The sequence below is a fragment of the Glutamicibacter uratoxydans genome (assembly GCF_050753455.1).
GTDB classification, from domain to species: Bacteria; Actinomycetota; Actinomycetes; order Actinomycetales; family Micrococcaceae; genus Glutamicibacter; species Glutamicibacter uratoxydans_A.
Window position 1 is genome coordinate 1,805,135 of the sequence record NZ_CP192736.1, and the last position, 18,589, is coordinate 1,823,723.

At 62.1% G+C, this 18,589-nt stretch carries 17 protein-coding genes; 3 read left to right on the forward strand and 14 right to left on the reverse strand.

Annotated features, from left to right (window positions below):
* Positions 1-2: 2 nt before the first annotated feature.
* From ACQQZ8_RS08240 to ACQQZ8_RS08285, 10 genes are all read right to left on the reverse strand, one after another.
* Positions 3-497: a shikimate kinase gene (locus ACQQZ8_RS08240; protein WP_431709363.1), complete on the reverse strand. Its 495-nt coding sequence runs from the start codon at positions 495-497 to the stop codon at positions 3-5.
* Positions 498-1,697, reverse strand: coding sequence for a chorismate synthase (gene aroC, locus ACQQZ8_RS08245; RefSeq protein ID WP_431712160.1), 1,200 nt, complete (start codon positions 1,695-1,697; stop codon positions 498-500).
* Between the two features lie 29 nt (positions 1,698-1,726).
* Entirely contained in the window at positions 1,727-2,539 is an 813-nt protein-coding gene (locus tag ACQQZ8_RS08250; RefSeq protein ID WP_431709364.1) for a shikimate dehydrogenase family protein, read from the reverse strand.
* Positions 2,539-3,795 carry an endolytic transglycosylase MltG gene (gene mltG / locus ACQQZ8_RS08255; protein WP_431709365.1) on the reverse strand — a complete coding sequence of 419 codons (1,257 nt, stop codon included), beginning with the start codon at positions 3,793-3,795 and terminating at the stop codon, positions 2,539-2,541. Before mltG ends, ACQQZ8_RS08250 begins: the two co-directional genes overlap by 1 nt.
* Positions 3,796-3,829: 34 nt before the next feature.
* Positions 3,830-4,303, reverse strand: a complete 474-nt coding sequence (gene ruvX / locus ACQQZ8_RS08260; RefSeq protein WP_431709366.1) for a Holliday junction resolvase RuvX — start codon at positions 4,301-4,303, stop codon at positions 3,830-3,832.
* The gene (gene alaS / locus ACQQZ8_RS08265; protein ID WP_431709367.1) at positions 4,296-6,986 is read right to left on the reverse strand and encodes an alanine--tRNA ligase; all 2,691 of its coding nucleotides are present in this window, start codon (positions 6,984-6,986) and stop codon (positions 4,296-4,298) included. Before alaS ends, ruvX begins: the two co-directional genes overlap by 8 nt.
* Positions 6,983-7,216 (reverse strand): hypothetical protein, encoded by a 234-nt coding sequence (locus ACQQZ8_RS08270; RefSeq protein ID WP_431709368.1) that lies wholly within the window; start codon positions 7,214-7,216, stop codon positions 6,983-6,985. The genes alaS and ACQQZ8_RS08270 overlap by 4 nt, the downstream gene beginning before the upstream one ends.
* 10 nt (positions 7,217-7,226) lie before the next feature.
* Positions 7,227-7,598: a DUF948 domain-containing protein gene (locus ACQQZ8_RS08275; protein WP_431709369.1), complete on the reverse strand. Its 372-nt coding sequence runs from the start codon at positions 7,596-7,598 to the stop codon at positions 7,227-7,229.
* Between the two features lie 124 nt (positions 7,599-7,722).
* A complete protein-coding gene (gene rpsD, locus ACQQZ8_RS08280; RefSeq protein ID WP_431712161.1) occupies positions 7,723-8,349 on the reverse strand; it encodes a 30S ribosomal protein S4 in 627 nt (208 codons plus the stop codon).
* A 166-nt stretch (positions 8,350-8,515) separates the two neighbouring features.
* On the reverse strand, positions 8,516-9,883 hold the full coding sequence (locus tag ACQQZ8_RS08285) for a replication-associated recombination protein A (protein WP_431709370.1): 1,368 nt from the start codon (positions 9,881-9,883) through the stop codon (positions 8,516-8,518).
* Between the two features lie 123 nt (positions 9,884-10,006).
* Here ACQQZ8_RS08285 and dtd point away from each other — a divergent pair, with 123 nt between their 5' ends.
* The gene (gene dtd / locus ACQQZ8_RS08290; RefSeq protein WP_431709371.1) at positions 10,007-10,444 is read left to right on the forward strand and encodes a D-aminoacyl-tRNA deacylase; all 438 of its coding nucleotides are present in this window, start codon (positions 10,007-10,009) and stop codon (positions 10,442-10,444) included.
* A gap of 58 nt (positions 10,445-10,502) precedes the next feature.
* The gene (locus ACQQZ8_RS08295; RefSeq protein WP_431709372.1) at positions 10,503-12,269 is read left to right on the forward strand and encodes a DUF222 domain-containing protein; all 1,767 of its coding nucleotides are present in this window, start codon (positions 10,503-10,505) and stop codon (positions 12,267-12,269) included.
* Positions 12,270-12,312: 43 nt separating this feature from the next.
* Here ACQQZ8_RS08295 and ACQQZ8_RS08300 read toward each other — a convergent pair whose 3' ends face one another.
* From ACQQZ8_RS08300 to hisS, 4 genes are all read right to left on the reverse strand, one after another.
* Positions 12,313-12,633 (reverse strand): PadR family transcriptional regulator, encoded by a 321-nt coding sequence (locus ACQQZ8_RS08300; protein WP_431709373.1) that lies wholly within the window; start codon positions 12,631-12,633, stop codon positions 12,313-12,315.
* Entirely contained in the window at positions 12,626-13,747 is a 1,122-nt protein-coding gene (locus tag ACQQZ8_RS08305; protein WP_431709374.1) for a hypothetical protein, read from the reverse strand. Before ACQQZ8_RS08305 ends, ACQQZ8_RS08300 begins: the two co-directional genes overlap by 8 nt.
* 147 nt (positions 13,748-13,894) lie before the next feature.
* Positions 13,895-15,679: an aspartate--tRNA ligase gene (aspS, locus tag ACQQZ8_RS08310; RefSeq protein ID WP_431709375.1), complete on the reverse strand. Its 1,785-nt coding sequence runs from the start codon at positions 15,677-15,679 to the stop codon at positions 13,895-13,897.
* A gap of 57 nt (positions 15,680-15,736) precedes the next feature.
* A complete protein-coding gene (hisS, locus tag ACQQZ8_RS08315; protein WP_431709376.1) occupies positions 15,737-17,059 on the reverse strand; it encodes a histidine--tRNA ligase in 1,323 nt (440 codons plus the stop codon).
* Positions 17,060-17,200: 141 nt separating this feature from the next.
* Between hisS and ACQQZ8_RS08320 the strand changes: the two genes are divergently transcribed.
* Positions 17,201-18,571: a DUF349 domain-containing protein gene (locus tag ACQQZ8_RS08320; protein WP_431709377.1), complete on the forward strand. Its 1,371-nt coding sequence runs from the start codon at positions 17,201-17,203 to the stop codon at positions 18,569-18,571.
* Positions 18,572-18,589: the final 18 nt, after the last annotated feature.

Below are 18,589 nucleotides of genomic sequence, written 5' to 3' on the forward strand. Positions count from 1 at the left end.
TGCTATCTCGTGTTGCTAATCACATAGTCTTTAATGATCCGAACCAGCTCGCTAACTTCTTGATCGTCGACCTTAACGGTGAAGTCAGCGAGCTGTTCGTAAATATCTTTGCGTTGCGCGTAGAGCTCTTTCCAGCGCGTGAGTACGTCCACCCCGGCCAGTAGCGGGCGGCCTTGACCGCCCGCTAGACGCTTAGTGGCGGTCTGTTCATCCATTTGTAGGTAGATGACCGTCCCGCGGCGTAGCATCTGCTGGTTTTCTTCGCGCAGTACCGCTCCCCCGCCGGTGGCCAACACTCCGGCCTGGGTGGCCCGGATGGTCTCGACCTCCAGTTCGCGGAAGCGGGCTTCGCCGTGGGCGGCAAAAATTTCCGGGATTGAGCCGTGGCTCATGACGATCACCTCGTCGGTATCCAGGAAGGTGGTATCCAGCGCCTTGGCCAGCGACCTGCCAACGGTGGACTTACCGCAGGCCATTGGCCCGATCAGGTAAATCATTTAGACCCCGGTAGATCCCAGATTCTCTGGGATGTTGGCCAGGTAGCCGGCGATATTGCGCTTCACCTCGGCCACCGAGTCGCCACCAAATTTCTCCAATACGGCCTGCGCCAACACCAGGGCGACCATCGCTTCGGCGACCACTCCGGCGGCCGGTACCGCACAGACATCCGAACGCTGGTGGTGCGCGGTGGTGTCTTCACCGCTGGCGATATCAATGGTGCGTAGTGCCCGAGGCACGGTAGCAATAGGTTTCATTGCGGCCCGTACCCGCAGCACCTCACCAATGGACATGCCACCTTCGATGCCGCCGGCCCGGTTGGAGGCGCGCTGGATGCTGCCATCGGCGGCGCGTTCAATCTCATCGTGAGCTGCCGAACCGCGGCGGGCGGCGGTGGCAAAACCGTCACCGACTTCCACTCCCTTGATGGCTTGGATGCCCATCAGCGCCGCGGCAAGCCGGGCGTCGAGTCGGCGATCCCAGTGCACGTAGGAGCCGAGGCCCGGAGGGAGGTTGTAGGCCAGCACTTCCACCACCCCGCCGAGGGTTTCCCCGGCCTTGTGCGCATCGTCCACTTCCAACACCATGGCGTCGGAGGTTTCATGATCAAAGCAGCGCAGCGGGTCGGCATCCAGCCGCTGCACATCGGCGCGGGTGGGTAGCGCCGAATTTTCGGGCACCGCCACGCTACCGATCGCGGTGGTGTGGGACACCAGTTCGATGCCCAGCTGTGCTAAGAATGCCGACGCTACCGAACCGAGGGCGACGCGGGCCGCGGTTTCCCGGGCGCTAGCGCGCTCCAAAACCGGGCGGGCATCCTCAAAACCGTACTTTTGCATGCCGGTGAAATCGGCGTGTCCCGGACGCGGGCGGGTCAAGGGGGCGTTGCGCGCCATTGACGCCAACTGGTCCAAGTCCACCGGGTCGGCGTTCATCACCTTTTCCCACTTGGGCCATTCGGTGTTCCCGATTTCGATGGCGATCGGGCCGCCTTGGGTGCGCCCATGACGCACCCCACCAAGGAAAGTGACTTGGTCCTTTTCAAACTTCATGCGCGCTCCGCGCCCATAACCGAGGCGGCGGCGCGCTAACGCGTCGCGAACAACCTCACTGTCCACCGAAACATCGGCGGGTAGACCTTCAAGAATTCCAACGAGAGCCGGGCCGTGCGATTCGCCCGCGGTTAACCAACGCAACATGACGTTCATTTTGCCATGTCCTTGGCCAATTACTGGCCTCGATGAAGTCCCACGGCGTTAAACATGGCATTTGTGACATTCTGCCGCTGCCGGTCATCAAAATCTTGACCGCTAAAGAAACGCACCTGCTCAACCGCCTGATGCACCAGCATTGCCAGCCCATTAATTACCGGCCCGGACCAGTGCTGCGCCAGCACCGAAGGCCAGGGATCATAAGCCACATCCAGTAGGATTCCTCTCCCGGAGCCCAGTTGCGCCACCCAGTCGTCGGCCGCGGAGGGTGGCAGGGTGGAGATCACCACCGGGGCATCGGTAATTGAACCCAGCAGCCGGGCGTTGGCGCGCATCCCCAGGTTGCGGGCAAAATTCAGGGTGCTGGCGGCGCGTGAGATATCGCGCACGATCAGCTCCAGCTCACGCACCCCGACCTGTGCTAACGCCTCAACTGCGGCCAGCGCGGTGTTCCCGGCACCCAGGATGGTTCCGCGTCTCGAGTGGGTGAGCCCGGCATCGGCCAGCGCCTGCACAATGCCATAAATATCGGTGTTCTCCGCGTGCAACGTCCCATCGGGGCGCACCACAATGGTGTTCAACGCCCCCATCCGGCGCACCGTGTCCGACACACTGTCCATCTGCGCGACAAACACGTCCTTCAGCGGCATGGTGACCGAACAGCCCACCCAGTGCTCGGTGCGTAGCCGTTCGGTGAACGCCACGGCCTGCTCCCGGGACAGTTCAATTCGCTGATAATCGATGGGTACACCTAGCAGCTCATAGGCGGCGCGGTGCAGCGTCGGAGATTTGGAATGGGCGATGGGCTGGCCCAGAACCGCGGCTTTCATCACTGGCACACCCCTTCGTTGGCCGCGCAGTAGTCACGGAACTGTTGATGGTTCCGCTGGTGCTCGGCGTAGCTGCTGGCAAATTTGGTTTCCCCGGTTTCGATGTTCACCGTGACCCAATAGTAGTAATCGTTGGATGCCGGGTTCACCGCCGCGCTAATCGCGCTTTCGGCCGGGGAGCCGATCGGGGTGGGTGGCAACCCGGGGTGCTGGTAGGTGTTGTACGGGTTGGAAGCATCGGCCTTCTCCGCCGGGGTGAACTGTAAGGTGTACCGATCAAGCCCATAGACTACCGCCGAATCCACCTGTAACAACCCGTGGGTTTCCCGATTGTCAGGGGCCAGCCGGTTATTGAGCGCCCCAGCCACCGTGGCGTAGTCCTTAGGCTGGGCCTCCGCTTGCAGGATCGAAGCGATCTTCAACACCCGATAGCCTTCGTTCGGGTCGGTGATCCCCTGCTCAGCCAGCGTCTCGGTGGTGGCACGCACCATCCGGGAGAGCACATCTTCGGCGCTAGTTTCCAGCGGGAAGCGGTAGCCTCCGGGGAACAGGTAGCCTTCCAGGTTCTGCGCACCCTCCGGCAGCCCAAACTTGGCGGGCTGGTTCGCCAGTTCTTGCAGCTCTTGAAGCGGGAGACCGGAACTGTCCGCAATCTCCTGCAGCGCAGCCGACAAACGCACATTTTCCGTGATGCCGACGTAGAAAACCTTCTCGCGCGTGTCATCGACCATAATTGCCGCCGCTTCGGCCGCCGGGATCTGTTTGCGCAGCGCGTAGGTGCCCGGGTGGATCACCTGATCGTCCTGCTCCTCCATCGCCTTGACGAAGAGGCGATCGCTGGCCACCACATCCAACTCGTCGAGTTTGCGTGAAATGATCTGGATCCCCCAGCCATCCTCCACGGTCAACTCCACATTTTCGCCGCCCGGCCCGGGATAATCATCCGGGTTCAGCGACTTGTAGATCCCGCGCACGGTAAACACCGAGGCGGTCACCACCAAGGCAAACACCAGCAGCGCAACCACCATGATCAGGTTGCGTCGACCGCGCTTTCGCCGCCCCACCGGCGCACTAGCGGTCGTGTCCTGCTCCACGGATTCCTGCGCCGCGACCGGTTCCTCACCGACCGGCAGCCGGTCGAAGAGGATCTCCGGGGCACCGGGCGCCGCCACGGGCGTGTTTTGCTGTTCCAGGAACCGCTGGTGCAGCTGCTGGCGTGCCTGGCGGTGAGATTCTCGCCGCGATGCGTCTGGCATGGGGGCCTTCCTGCTGGGGATTAAGGGCGCGAGACTAGCGAACCACTACCCGGCTGGCTTGGATCCGCACCTGATTACGCTGCATCTCCAACACCTGCTGGAGGATCTCGACGGCTGCCGCCTGATCCACCACCGCGCGATGTTTCTCGCTCTTCCGCCCGGCCTCGTGCAACGCCCGGTGGGCGCTGACGGTGCTCAGTCGTTCATCGATCAACCAAATCCCCACCTCGAGCTGCGCCGCATGCGCTTCCTCGGCGAGGCAAATGGCATAGTCACGTGCCATTTTAGTGGATTCGGTGAGGTTACCCGAGAGTGACTTCGGCTCACCAATGTACACGTCGGACACCTCGCGATCAACAATCATCTTCAGCAGGATGCGTCGATCGGAGTTCTTTTTCATATCCCGACGCAGGGTCTGCACCGGCAGTGCCAGCACTCCGCCGGAGGCAGCGACCGCGACGCCGACGCGGGCATTGCCCACGTCGACGCCCAGCAGATTGCTAGCCATTGGCTACAGCCGCCCGGATTGCTTCCAGCGCGGCCGGGATCTTCGAAGCATCCTTACCGCCGCCCTGCGCCATATCGTCCTTGCCGCCGCCCCCGCCACCCAGTACACCGGTGGCGGTGCGTACTAGCGCGCCAGCCTTCTGGCCGGCTGCGCGGGCTGCTTCGGTGGTTGCCGCCAGCACCAGCGGACGGCCGCCGCTGACACCGATCAGCACCACCACGGCGGCCTCGGAGGCCAGCTTGCCGCGCAGGTCCATAGCCAAAGCGCGCAGCGCATCGGCCGAATCGACGCTGCCGGCGTCGTGCGCCAGCAGTTTGATCCCGGAAATGTCCTGGACCTGATTCAACAGGGCTTGGCCTTGCGCCAGCAGCTGGGCGCTTTTCAGCTCAGCAATCTGCTTCTCGGCCGCCTTCAGCTTAGCCACGGTGTCACCCACGCGCTCAGAAATCTGCCCCGAAGGCACCTTGAACATCGAGGACAGCTCGTTGACCAGTGCGCGCTCGGCTGCGCCGTGACGGAAGGCTTCCATCCCGACCAGCGCTTCCACGCGGCGGTTGCCAGAACCCACCGAGGCCTCGGAGAGCAGCGTCAGCTGGCCGATGGTGGCGGTGGATGCGACGTGGGTGCCGCCGCACAGTTCACGGGACCAGTCCCCGTTCATTTCCACCACGCGTACCTGATTGCCGTACTTCTCACCGAAGAGGCCGATCGCCCCGCGGGCCTTGGCCTCGGTCAGCGCCATTTCCTCGGTCAGTACGTGGTGGTTGGCCAGAATCGAGAGGTTGACCACCTCTTCGATTTCCTGGCGGGCCGCCGCGGAGAGCTGCTCGGCCCAGGAGAAGTCGAAGCGCAGGTAGCCGGCCTTGTTGAAGGACCCGGCCTGGGTAGCTTCACCACCCAGGAGTTGCCGCAAGGCGGCGTGTACCAGGTGGGTGGCCGAGTGGGCTTGTTCCCCGGAGTGCCGGCGGATCGCATCGACCTGGGTGCGCACGAGGGCCTCGGCGGGCAGTTCACCTTCGCGCACCACGACCTTATGCACGTTCAAACCCTTCACCGGGGCCTGGGTGTCCAGCACTTCAAGCACGAAACCGTCGCCGGTAATCAACCCAACATCCCCGGCCTGACCGCCGGATTCGGCGTAGAACGGGGTTTCTTCCAGCACCAGGTCAATCTCCTGACCCTGCTCGGCGAAAGGCACTACGGCCCCGTCGTGCACAATCCCGCGGATCTTGGACTCGCCTTCCAGCTGGGTATAACCGGTGAAACGGATCGCCCCGGATTCGGCCAACTGGTTGTAGATGGCCACATCGGCGTGCCCGGACTTCTTCGCCTTGGCGTCCTGCTGCGCCCGGGTGCGCTGTTCATTCATCAGCTCGCGGAAACGGTTCTCATCCACCGTCAGCCCGGCCTCGGCGGCAATCTCCAAGGTCAGGTCGATGGGGAAACCATAGGTGTCATGCAGGGTGAACGCGTCGTCTCCGGAGAGGTTTACCCCAGACTGCTTCGCTTCACCCAAGGCCTCATCCAGCCGGGTGGTGCCCGAGGCAATGGTGCGGCGGAAGGCTCGCTCCTCGGCGTAGGCGATGCGGGAGATGCGGGCGAAGTCCTCTTCCACGATCGGGTAGACACCCTTCATCGCATCACGCGACACCGGCAACAGCTCCGGCAACACTTCGCTATCCACGCCCATCAAACGCATGGCGCGCACCGCACGGCGGATGAGTCGGCGCAACACATAGCCACGGCCCTCATTACCCGGGGTCACCCCATCGGAGATCAGCATGAGTGAGGAGCGGATGTGATCGGCGATCATGCGCAGGCGCACGTCGTTGGCGTGGTTTGGATCGGCCGGATCCTCGGTGGAGGTGTAAGTAATCCCGGCCAGGTCGGCGGCGCGATCCAGCACCGGACGCACCTGGTCGGTTTCGTACATGTTCTCCACGTCCTGCAGGATCATCGCTAGACGTTCCAGACCCAGACCGGTGTCGATATTGCGTTTGGGCAGTTCGCCGGCCACATCGAAATCGGTCTTCGAACGCACCGCGGAAAGCCGGTACTGCATGAACACTAGGTTCCAGATTTCGATGTACCGGGTCTCATCGACCGCTGGCCCACCTTCAATGCCGTACTGTGGGCCGCGGTCGTAGTAGATTTCCGAGCACGGGCCACCGGGGCCGGGCTGGCCGGTGTTCCAGTAGTTATCTTCCTTGCCGGTGCCTACCACGCGTTCAGTGGGGATACCGATCTTTTCTTCCCAGATGCGGCGGGCTTCCAGGTCCTTCTCTTCCCCGTCTTCGTAGACGGTGACCCACAGGCGTTGCGGATCTAGCCCGTAACCACCCTGCTCGATCGGACTGGTCAGCAGCTCCCAGGCCCAAGTGATGGCTTCTTCCTTGAAGTAATCGCCGAAGGAGAAATTGCCGCACATCTGGAAGAAGGTGCCGTGACGCACGGTCTTACCCACTTCTTCAATATCCCCGGTACGGATGCACTTCTGCACCGAGGTGGCGCGGGAGTAGGGCGGCTCTTCCACCGCGGTGAGATAAGGAATGAAAGGCACCATCCCAGCCACCGTGAACAGTAGCGAGGGGTCGGTGGAGACCAGCGAGGCGCTGGGAACCGCGGTATGGCCCTTGGAGACGAAAAAGTCGACCCAGCGGCGGGCAATTTCCTGCGTTTTCATCGTGCTGCGGGTGATCCCTTCATAGTGTCCTGGTCCACGCCCAGGGCGGTACGTAATTCTTCTTCGCGCTGCGACATGCCGGTCTTAAAGGCCTGGGCGATATCGGAGAGCTGGTCGGCGTACTTGCCCACCTGGCGGTTCAGTGCCGCCCCACTGGAAACTTCTTGATATTTTTTGGCGGCTAGCACGCCCACACCGACACCGATGGCAACCCAAAAGATTTTCTTCATGGTGTTTCTCCTAGCGGCTGCGGCGGCCGCTGCTGCGCGGCTTGGCGTTCATCGCGGCCTTCACCCCGGAGGTAAAAGCGGCAATCTTGATCAGTGGTTTGCCCATGGTCGCGGCGGCCAAGGCGGTTAGTGCCGAGGCGTTGGCCGTGGCGTCCGACACGTTGGAAGTAATCGCGTCGACCTTCTTCAGCTGATCATTGGTGGTGGCCACGGTATTGGTCACTTCCCCAATCAGCGGAGTGGTGCCATCGGACAAATCCTTGATGGAGTCGCGAAGCTCATCAAAAACCCGGCCCAATTTGATGATGGGAACAGCCAATAAGGCCACCAGGATGGCGAAGACGCCGGCGGCGATGAGCCCTGCAATATCCGAACCCGACATGTGCTTCCTCTTCTATGTTGTCAGTGCTGCCAATCCACCTTATCGAACCGAGCGGTGCAACAGGTAGTTAAGGGCCAGTGGCCCGCAACCGAAACGGTTACGGGCCACTGGTGGCACACTAGGCTTAGCGTGCGTAGTATTCGACCACGAGGTTCTCTTCGCAGGTCACTGGGATCTCAGCACGCTCTGGGGTGCGCAGGTAGGTGGCCTGCAGGGATTCCAGCTTCACGTCCAAGTAGCCTGGAACAGCAGGAAGCACCTGTGCGTGCTCGCCGGCTGCGGCCATCTGGAATGGAACCATCTTCTCGCTCTTCTCGTGAACGTGGATCATCTGACCCGGCTTCACCTTGAAGGACGGACGGTCCACACGCTGGCCGTTGACCAGGATGTGACGGTGCACTACCAGCTGGCGGGCCTGCTGGATGGTGCGGGCGAAGCCGGCACGCAGAACCAAGGCATCCAAACGGGACTCGAGCAGAGCCAGCAGGTTACCGCCGGTCTCGCCGCCGAGGCGCTTGGCTTCCTTGAAGGCGCTGAGCATCTGAGCTTCACGGATGCCGTACTGGGCGCGCAGACGCTGCTTTTCGCGCAGACGCACTGCGTAGTCGCTGTCCTGCTTCTTGCGGGCGCGACCGTGCTGACCTGGGCCGTAGGGACGGCGTTCCATGTACTTTTCAGCTTTAGGGGTCAGCGCAAGGCCGAGGGCGCGCGACAGGCGCACGGTACGGCGGGCACGGGCGTTAGCCATAATGTGTCCTCTTTCTTAAGCGACGGGTGGTAACTGGCCTCCCGGACGGAGAGTGGTGGGGCGTCGCATCCCGATGATCACTACAACCGCGCGCAGGGCACGGCTTGCCAGCCAAAGATCAAGTTTACACTAGCCGCTGGTGTGCGCCGGGCCGGTGTAAGCAAGCTCGCTATCTTTTGCGCCGAATGATCTGTCGCAGCGTCGCCAGACGGGAGGCGATGGTTTTTTCCGCACCGTTCGCGGTGGGCCGGTAGTAGTCAACCCCGGCTAAGTCATCGGGCGCATATTGCTGACTGGCGATGGAATGCGGCGCATCGTGCGAATAGAGATAACCCACCCCGTGGCCCAAGGCTTGGGCTCCGGGGTAGTGCGCGTCGCGCAGATGATCCGGCACCAGCGACCCCTTTCCGGCCTGCACATCGGCTAGAGCCTCGTTGATCGCGTTGTAGGCGGCATTGGATTTCGGGGCGGTGGCCAGATGCACGGTGGCGTGCCCGAGCATGATCCGCGCCTCGGGCATCCCGGTCAACGCCACCGATTGGGCGGCCGCCACGGCCAGCGGCAGGGCACTGGGATCTGCCATCCCAATGTCCTCGCTGGCCGAAATCATCAGCCGTCGGGCGATGAAACGCGGGTCCTCCCCGGCATGCAGCATCCGCGCCAGATAGTGCAGGGCCGCATCCACATCGGAGCCACGAATGGATTTGATGAATGCGCTGATGATGTCGTAGTGCTGATCCCCGTCGCGGTCATAGCGCGCCACGGCTTGATCCATCGCCAGATGCACGTGCTCCTGGCTGATCAGTACCGGGGTGCTGGCCGATCCGCTGGCGTTCCAGGCCACCGCCCCGGCGGCCTCCAGCACGGTCAGCGCGCGGCGGGCATCGCCCTGAGCCAGTCGCACAATGGTGTCGCGTTGTTCGTCCGGTAGCGCCAGTTCATTGTTGAAACCGCGTTCATCGCCCACCGCACGTTCCAAGAGCGCGGCCACATCCGCCTCACTCAGCGGCCGTAGGGTGAGCAGCAGGGAGCGGGACAACAGCGGTGCCACCACGGAGAAGGAGGGGTTTTCGGTGGTGGCAGCCACCAACACCACCACCCGGTTCTCCACCCCGGGCAGTAACGCGTCCTGTTGCGCCTTGTTGAAGCGGTGAATCTCATCGAGAAAGAGCACCGTGGTGACCCCGCGTAAATCCCGGTCCTCCTTGGCCTGCTCGATCACCCGGCGCACATCCTTCACCCCGGCGGTGATCGCCGACAGCTCCACAAATTTGCGGTCGGTGGCCCGGGCGATGACATGGGCGATGGTGGTTTTTCCAATCCCCGGGGGCCCGTAGAGGATTACGCTGGAAGGCCCGGTGGGGCCACTGACCGGGGATTCGGCCAGCTGCCGCAGGGGTGAGCCGGGGCCGAGCAGGTGCTGCTGGCCCACCAGCTCATCGAGGCTGCGCGGGCGCAAGCGCACGGCTAAGGGTGGGCGAGGGCGCTTGACACTGCCCTCGGTATCATCGGCCAATGCATCGAACAAATCACTCACCCCCTAAGCCTACCGATGATCCCGCCGCACGGTGCCCGGAGCTGAGCTTGGCAGGCCGCGGGTAGTGAAGTTCGGTTGACTCGCCCCGGCAGGTAACCTGTTAGCGGCGAGAGAAAGGATCCGATGCGCGCTGTAGTTCAGGTGGCGAGTGCCGCCCAGGTTGAAGTCGACGGGGAAATCGTGGGGCAGCTGCCCTCCAGCGGTCTGGTGGTGCTCTTGGGCATCACCCACGAGGATGATGCGGCCACCGCCCGCAAGGTGGCGGAAAAAATCTGGCGGCTGCGGATCTTGGATGGTGAAACCAGTTGCGAATCCGAACACGCGCCGCTGCTGGTGGTTAGCCAGTTCACTCTCTACGGGTCGGTGCGTAAGGGCCGACGTCCCTCCTGGACTCAGGCCGCCCCGGCAAGTCACAGCGAGCCGCTCTACGAGTACTTCATTGAGTACCTGCGTTCCCTGGGTGCCAGCGTCTCCAGCGGAGTTTTCGGGGCGATGATGCAGGTGTCGCTGACCAATTCCGGGCCGTTCACTCTCTGGGTGGATTCCGCGGACCTTCCATAATCCACAGCCCGGCCGCTGCTGTGGCAGCAACGCGCAGTTCTGCCCCAACATGGTGGGCATGGACATCACTAGCACGCTACGCGCCTTACAGCGGCTTGGTAGCGAAACGGCAGATCGGGCGCTTGACGCCGGGGTGCTCATGCGTCTGGAGCGACTCTGCCTAGCCTTATTCATCGCCATCGGTCAGCTGGTGGCCCGGTGTAACGACCCGCGGCTGGTGTTAGCTCACGCACAACTTGTCGAAGCCTTTGCCCAACAGGTCCATCATCAGCAGCTGTCGGTGGCCGTGCTCAGTGAGACTACCGGGGCGCACTCGTTGAGCATGGACACCTACGACGCGCTGCGTGAGCCGGACTATGATTTCCCCGGTGAGCCGCAGCGAAGCGCGGGCAGAACCTGCTATCTAGACGCTGCCGATCTACTGTCCCACTGGTTGGGGATTAATTATCATGAGCTGAAGCGGCGGATCGCCGACGCGCACCTGCTGATTGCCCGGCGCGGTCCGGAAGGATCCCTGACCACCCCGCGGTTCACCCGATTGGCCGAACTCTACGCCTCCGGCGCGGCCGACCGGCGCACGGTTGCCCGAGTTGCCCGGCAGTTAGAGAAACTGGAGCCGGTAGATACCGTGTTCGACGGGGTTCCCCTCCCACCCACAGCCACGGCTGCAGATGGCCGGCTGCTGGAGGACCATGCCGCTACCGCGTTGACACAGTTGGGTCCCAAACAAGCCGCCAAACAAATCAGCGCCATCCTGAAGGACTACAAGGTGGGCACGCCCGCCCCGCTCCCCCTGGGTCTCTTCTTGGGCCGGGAGCGCGCGGACGGTTCGCAGGAATTTCTCATGCGCACCCAGGGAGCGGATACCGATATGTTGCTCTCGGTTATGAATCATGCCGATGACCGGCGCACCCAAGCCGGCAAGAGTGCGCGTCTTTCCGAAGCAGAACGCCACTCACGCACCGCTGACCCCGAGGCTTCCCAGGATGAGCTACCCGGGGTGCGGGACGCGGGCAGCGCCCAGTCCTCGGTTCAAGATCCGCTCTGGCTTACTAGCCAAGACCCGATGCCACTGTGGGCCCAAGACCCGGAAGCGGATGATCGAGCAGAACCCGCCGAGCCTCAAGAATCACCCGAACAGTGTGGACCAAGCGTCGCGCAACGTCGTTTGAACGCACTCATGGATATTCTGGCTGCCCCGGCCAGTGGCGGGGCGATCACACCGGTGAGACCAAAAATTGTGGTGTACATGTGGTTGAAGGAACTCGAAGACTTAGCCAACGCCCACGCGGTGACCGCCAATGGGGTGCGTCTGCCCGCCGGTGAACTTCGTCGATTATTGGCCGCCAGTAAGATCATCCCGGTTGTGCTCGGCGGCAACAGCCAACCCTTGGATGTGGGTCGTGCCAATCGATTCCATCAGGGGTCGATCCGCACCGCGATTTTGGCCCGGGACCGCGGCTGCATCCTTCCCGAGTGCAGCACCCCACCAAATCAAGTGGAGATCGATCATTACCGACGACCGTGGTCCGAAGGCGGTGAAACCAGCGTCGACAACGGTGTGGGTTTGTGTCAAGGCGGGCATCACCAACGCCACGCGGGACAAATCCAGATCGTCGACGTTAATGGTTTGCCGCATGTGATCTTGCCCAAACATCTGGACCCGGAGCAAAAGCCGCGGCGAAACACCTATTGGGGAGCCCTACAATTGGGTGATGCCGAACGAGCCGCGGCGGAATGCTGTGCACCATCCGAACCCAATCCTGCAAAGCGCTCCACAGGGAGCACCGATCAGGAAAGTCCACCTGGGGCAGCCGGAGAATAACTCCGCACCGCTGGGCCGCCGTGCCCGCGCGGATTCACCTGCGCTAGAAGATTCTTTGCAGCCGGCTAAAGGCCTGATGATAGTTGCGCAGTTGCCGACGTCCAGCGGCCGTGATTTCATAAACCTTCCGTCCCGGGCCGCCCTGCCCTTCCTCCCAACTGGTGGTCACCAGTTGCTCGGCCTCCAGTTTCCCCAGTGCCGGGTAGAGCGTTGCGCCCTTGATCGGGTTGAATCCGCGTGTCTCTAAACTTCTGGCCAACGCATACCCATGAGCACTGCCCCGCTCCAGCTCGCTCAGGAGCAGAAAACCGAGCATCGCGCGCTGCCATCCGGCGGGGATGGGGCTAGCTGCAGGCTCAGTCATCCTCAACCCCCGCGCCGATGACTTGCGCGTCCCTGCGCCGTTCCGCCAGTTTCTCCGAAATATCCTTTGAGCGGGCCGTCGGGCGCATCAGATATATCGACAACCCAAGTACCGCTAACCAAAAAGCTAATGTGCTGATGCTCCACCAGGTAACACCCCCGCCCATGATCTCAGCGAGCTGGGCAATGACGAAACAGCTAGGAATCAGCAGGTAAAGCACTTGTTTGAGCCACCAGCGACGACGTACCGGCCCTTCCTGAAGTGCGGCTAGTGACACCACGAACTGTGCCGGCGGCCCAAATTCCTCATTCGGATCGGCCGCCGGGTCATGGGCATGCACCTGCTCCCAATGGCTGCGCGCCACAGACAGGGCCGCACGGGCTTCGGCGCGGGTGAACCCGTAGCGGCCCCGGAGAAACCTTTCGGCTAAAGCAAACCATTGCTTGGCTCCAGCTACCGCAATGGGATCGCTATCCGCTTCGGTGAGCGGAAGCAGGAAGAAGCCCACGAGTAAAACCAGACCAAGGATCGGGCCTACCAGATTGGGCATGGGAAGCACCCGTTCACTACCTAGCGTCAGCAGTAGCGCCGCACACCCTAAGGCTCCAACTAATCCTCCAAGGAGAACAAGAAGTGCGGCCCTGAGCCGCGCGGACAGGCGCAGGTACCAAAATGCGTGCCCCGCCCCGGCGATTCCTGCGCCAGCGACCAGACAGGCCAGCTGCCAAACCTGCCAAGATTGTGCCAGCCAACCATCGCGAAAGGCTACGTACAGCCCAAAACCGGCTATGAGTAAGCCGATGACTAGTCCAGCCCCACCCATCAGGCTGCGCATGCTCTCCAGCGGCATCTCGCGACGTGCCACCTGCTCGGCCGGGCGCAGTGCTATAGCTCGTTGCCGGGCGTAGTCGATGGGTTCACCGAAGAGCTCGTGTGGATTCTGAGCACTATCGTTCACCGCGTTCAGGACCCGAATGAGCTCCCGATCGATCTGCGCGGAGGGCGTGTCCTTCCAAAGCAGAGTCGCTTGCACACCCCGCGCCCAGGATTGGTGAGCTGGTTCAAATCGACCAATCAGGTCCTGATCCGCAGCGTCGTTACCGTCGTCTGTCATCAATCCTCCGAACTAGGTTAATTTCCAACCTAGTAGATTCTCTAATGTAGATCAAGGCGCATAAATCTAGATCAGGGGCCGCAAAAGGCCGAAGGGCCGATCGAATCTCGGGAGATTCGATCGGCCCTTCGGGTGAAGTTGAGGAGGCTACTTGGCCTCGGCCACTTCGGCCTTCTTCTCAGGCTTAAAGTCGATACCGGCTTCCTTACGCTGCTGCGCGGTGATCGGGGCCGGAGCCGCGGTCAGCGGATCGAACCCGCCACCGGTCTTCGGGAAAGCGATAACGTCGCGGATCGACTCCGAACCGGTTAACAGCTGCAGCACCCGATCCCAACCGAAGGCGATACCGCCGTGTGGTGGGGCACCGTACTTGAAGCCCTCGAGCAGGAAGCCGAACTGGGTCTGCGCCTGTTCCTCATCCACACCCATGACCTTGAATACGCGTTCCTGCACCTCGCGGTTGTGGATACGGATCGAACCGCCGCCGATTTCGTTGCCGTTGCAGACAATGTCATAGGCGTAGGACAGTGCCGACCCCGGATCGGTGTCGAAGGTGTCCATAAACTCGGGCTTCGGGCTGGTGAAGGCATGGTGCACGGCGGTCCATGCGCCACCACCGACGGCCACGTCGCCGGAGGCAACCGCCGCGGAAGCTGGTTCGAACATCGGGGCATCCACGATCCAGACGAAAGCCCAGTCCCCGTCCTTGATCAGACCCGTGCGGTGACCGATTTCCACGCGCACCGCACCGAGTAGGGCACGGGATTCAGCTTTGTCACCAGCGGAGAAGAAGATGCAGTCCCCCGGCTTGGCGCCGGTGGCCTCGGCCAGCCCAGCCTTCTCGGTCTCCGAGAGGTTCTTGGCAACCGGTCCGGCTAGTTCGCCGTCTTCCTTGTAGAGCACATAGGCCAAACCACGGGCACCGCGCTGCTTAGCAAATTCCTGCCAGGCATCAAGAGTTCGACGCGGCTGGCTGGCACCGCCAGGCATGACCACGGCACCGACGTAGTCGGCCTGGAAGACCTTAAAGGTGGTCTGAGCGAAGTACTCGGTCATTTCGGTCAATTCCAGACCAAAACGCAGATCCGGCTTGTCCGAACCATACTTAGCCATTGCCTCGGCGTACGGCATCCGACGGATCGGGGTGGGGATCTGCACGTCGATCAACGCCCAGAGTTCCTTCACGATCGACTCGCCTAGCGCGATGATGTCATCTTCCTCCACGAAGGAGGCCTCAATGTCCAGCTGGGTGAACTCCGGCTGACGGTCCGCACGGAAGTCCTCGTCGCGGTAGCAACGTGCAATCTGGTAGTACTTTTCGAAGCCGCCGACCTGCAACAGCTGCTTGAACAGCTGCGGCGACTGCGGCAGAGCGTACCAGCTGCCCGGAGTTAGACGCGCCGGAACCACAAAGTCGCGAGCACCTTCCGGGGTCGACCGGGTCAACGTCGGGGTCTCAATTTCGACGTAGCCCTGATCGTGCAGCAGGTTACGCGCGATGCGGTTGGCCTCCGAACGCAGGCGCAGGTTCTTGGCCGGGGCCGGACGGCGCAGGTCTAGGTACCGGTGACGCAGGCGTGCTTCCTCGCCCACCTCCACGTGTTCATCGATCTGGAATGGCAGCGGGGCCGAGGTGTTCAGCACCTCAACGACATCGGCGATGACTTCGATTTCACCGGTCGGGATGGCAGGGTTTTCGTTGCCTTCCGGGCGACGTTCGACCATGCCGGTCACCTTGAGCACGAACTCGTTACGCAGCGGGTTGAAATCCTCCTCGTCGCGCACCACGATCTGGGCGAAACCAGAGGCATCGCGCATATCAAGGAATGCCACACCGCCGTGGTCACGACGACGCGCGACCCAACCGGTGAGGGTAACCTGCTGTCCAATGTGCTCGGCGCTTAGTTCGCCCAGCTTGTGAGTGCGTAGCACTACGGTCCTTTCCGTCGAAAAAGAGTCTTGATCTAGGTGAGAGTTTAGTTCACTTCGTTAGCTCACCGAATTTTGCAGATCCTCGGCCGGTGGGTTCCAGCTGGCCGGGTCGGCGCTCAGCTGCTCGCCGGAGCGGATGTCCTTGACCTCGTGGCTGCCGTCGGCGTGGGTGAACCAGACGAAGGGGATCCCGCGACGATCGGCGTACTTGATCTGTTTTCCGAACTTTTCGGCGCTGGAAGCCACCTCGCAGGCAATCCCGCGTTCGCGCAAAGCCGCGGCCACGTCCTGCGCCTCATGCCAGGAATCTTCATTGGCCAAGGTCACATAAACCACCGAGGGCACCGAGCGTGCCGCGCTGACCAGTTCCTCACCCAGAATACGAGAAACCAGACGGGTGACGCCGATGGACAGACCCACGCCCGGGTAGTTCTTCTTCCCCTTGGAGGCCAAGGATTCGTAGCGTCCGCCGGAGCAGATCGAACCCAGCGACTCGTGCCCCACCAGTACGGTCTCATAAACGGTGCCGGTGTAATAGTCCAGCCCACGGGCGATGGACAAATCGGCGACCACCTTGCCCGGGGCCCGTTTGGAGGCGGCGGAAATCACCTCGGCCAGTTCCGATAAGCCGGTGTCCAAAAGTTCATGTTCCACCCCTAGGGCGCGCACCTGCTCGACGAACGTGGTGTCCGCGGTGCAGATCCCGGCCAGTTTCAGCGCCAGCTCGGCCTGTTCGGCGCTGGCCCCAACCTCGGTCATCAGGATCTCGGTGACCTTTTCCGGCCCAATCTTTTCCAGTTTGTCGATGGCGCGCAGCACCGCATCGGGATCATCCAAGCCCAGCCCGCGGTAGAAACCTTCGGCAAGCTTGCGGTTATTCACCCGGAGCCGGAAGTCCCCAATGGGCAGTGCGGAGAGGGCATCGGCGATGGTCAACGCCAGTTCCACGTCATAGCTGAAGGGCAGCGACCCGTCGCCCACCACATCGATATCGGCCTGCGTGAATTCACGGAAGCGGCCATCTTGCGGGCGCTCCCCACGCCAGACTTTCTGCATCTGGTAGCGGCGGAATGGGAAGGCTAAGTGACCGGCGTTCTCCACCACGTAGCGGGCGAAGGGGACCGTTAAGTCAAAATGCAGCGCGAGGGCGTTCGGGTCATTCTTCTCATCCTCCGCCGCGAGCCGGGACAGACCGTAGACTTCCTTGTCGATGTCGCCCTTGCGTAGCAGCTGAGCGCGGGTCTCTACCGCACGGGTTTCGATGTTGGCAAAACCATGTAACTCAAAGACCCGGCGCAGGGTGTCCAGCACATGCTGCTCAACCACACGTTCGGCGGGAAGCCATTCGGGGAAACCGGACAATGAGGCCTTGCGTGCCATGAAACTCCTTAATTTGTTTGCGCTATCTCCTATAGTAGGGCGCAATAGTAGAGAATACTGTGCGCTGCGGCTTACAAAGAAAGCGACGTCACAGGTACAGTTACTAGAAGCAAGTGCACAGTTAGTGAAAGAGTTTCAGCGGTGACCAGCAGTCAGAAATCCGACGACAAGCAGATAACCCCTACACCGCAGGCCGTAAAGCCTGCCGTGAAGCCGGCAGTTAAGGCCCCTGTGGCCGCCCCGGCCGCGTTCTCCTCCGACCTTGAACAGGCCCGTCAATTCGCTCGTATCACCGAGGATGGGCATGTTTTTGTCATCATCGATGGCAACGAGCATCCGGTGGGCCAGTACCCAGATGCCACCGAAGACGAGGCTCTGGCCTACTTTGTGCGCAAGTATGACGACGTGGTTTCCCAGATCATGTTGCTCGAGCAGCGGGTAGCTGCCAAGGCACCAAGTGGGGATATGAACAAGACCATCGAGTCAATCGCCGCGTTGGTGGCCGAGCGTTCCATGGTCGGCGACATCGCCGCCCTCGAATCCCGCCTGGAGACGCTGCGCAGCGCCGTGGAGGCACTGGCCGCTGATCAGCGTCGCGCGACCGAAGCTGCCCGCGCCGAGCAGCTGAAAGTTCGCGAGGGCATCGTGGAGCAAGCCGAAGAAATGGCGGCGAAGAACCCCGAGCAGATTCAGTGGAAGACCGCCTCGCAGACCATGAATGGTTTGTTCGACGCTTGGAAGGAAGCTCAGCGTTCCTCCGTGCGCCTGCCGCGATCCACCGAAGATGCCCTGTGGAAGCGCTTCCGTGCCGCCCGCACCACTTTCGATCGGCACCGCCGGGCCTACTTCTCGCAGCTTGACGCGGTCAACTCCGAGGCCAAGTCGGTCAAGGAAGGGCTGATTGAGCGCGCCGAGGCCTTGCAGAACTCCACCGACTGGGCGACTACGGCCACCGAGTACCGCAAACTGATGGATGAGTGGAAGAAGTCCCGTCGGGCATCGCGCAAGGATGATGACGCACTGTGGTCGCGCTTCCGTGCCGCGCAGGACGTGTTCTTCCAGGCTCGTGCCGCCGAGAACGCCAAGGTCGATGCCAGCTACCAGGAAAATCTGGTCGTGAAGGAAGCCCTGCTGGAGGAAGCCCGCGCGCTACTTCCCATTCAGGATCTGAACACTGCCAAGAAGGCGCTGGATTCAATCCGTAGCCGCTGGGAAGACGCCGGAAAGGTTCCGCGTGCGGACCTGCCTCGGATCGAAGCAGCCTTGCGCCAGGTCGAAGATGCGGTACGGAGCGCCGAAGAAGAACAGTGGCGTCGTTCCAACCCAGAGACCAAGGCCCGCTCGAACTCGATGTTGACTCAGTTGCAGGACACCATCGCCCAGCTGGAAGACGATCTAGCCACTGCCAAGGCGAAGGGCAATGCGAAGAAGATCGCCGCAGCTCAGGAGGCTTTGGACGCACGCCGGATGTGGTTGAGCACCTTGGAAAAGTCGGCCGCCGACTTCCAGTAATCCACAACTAGCTGATTC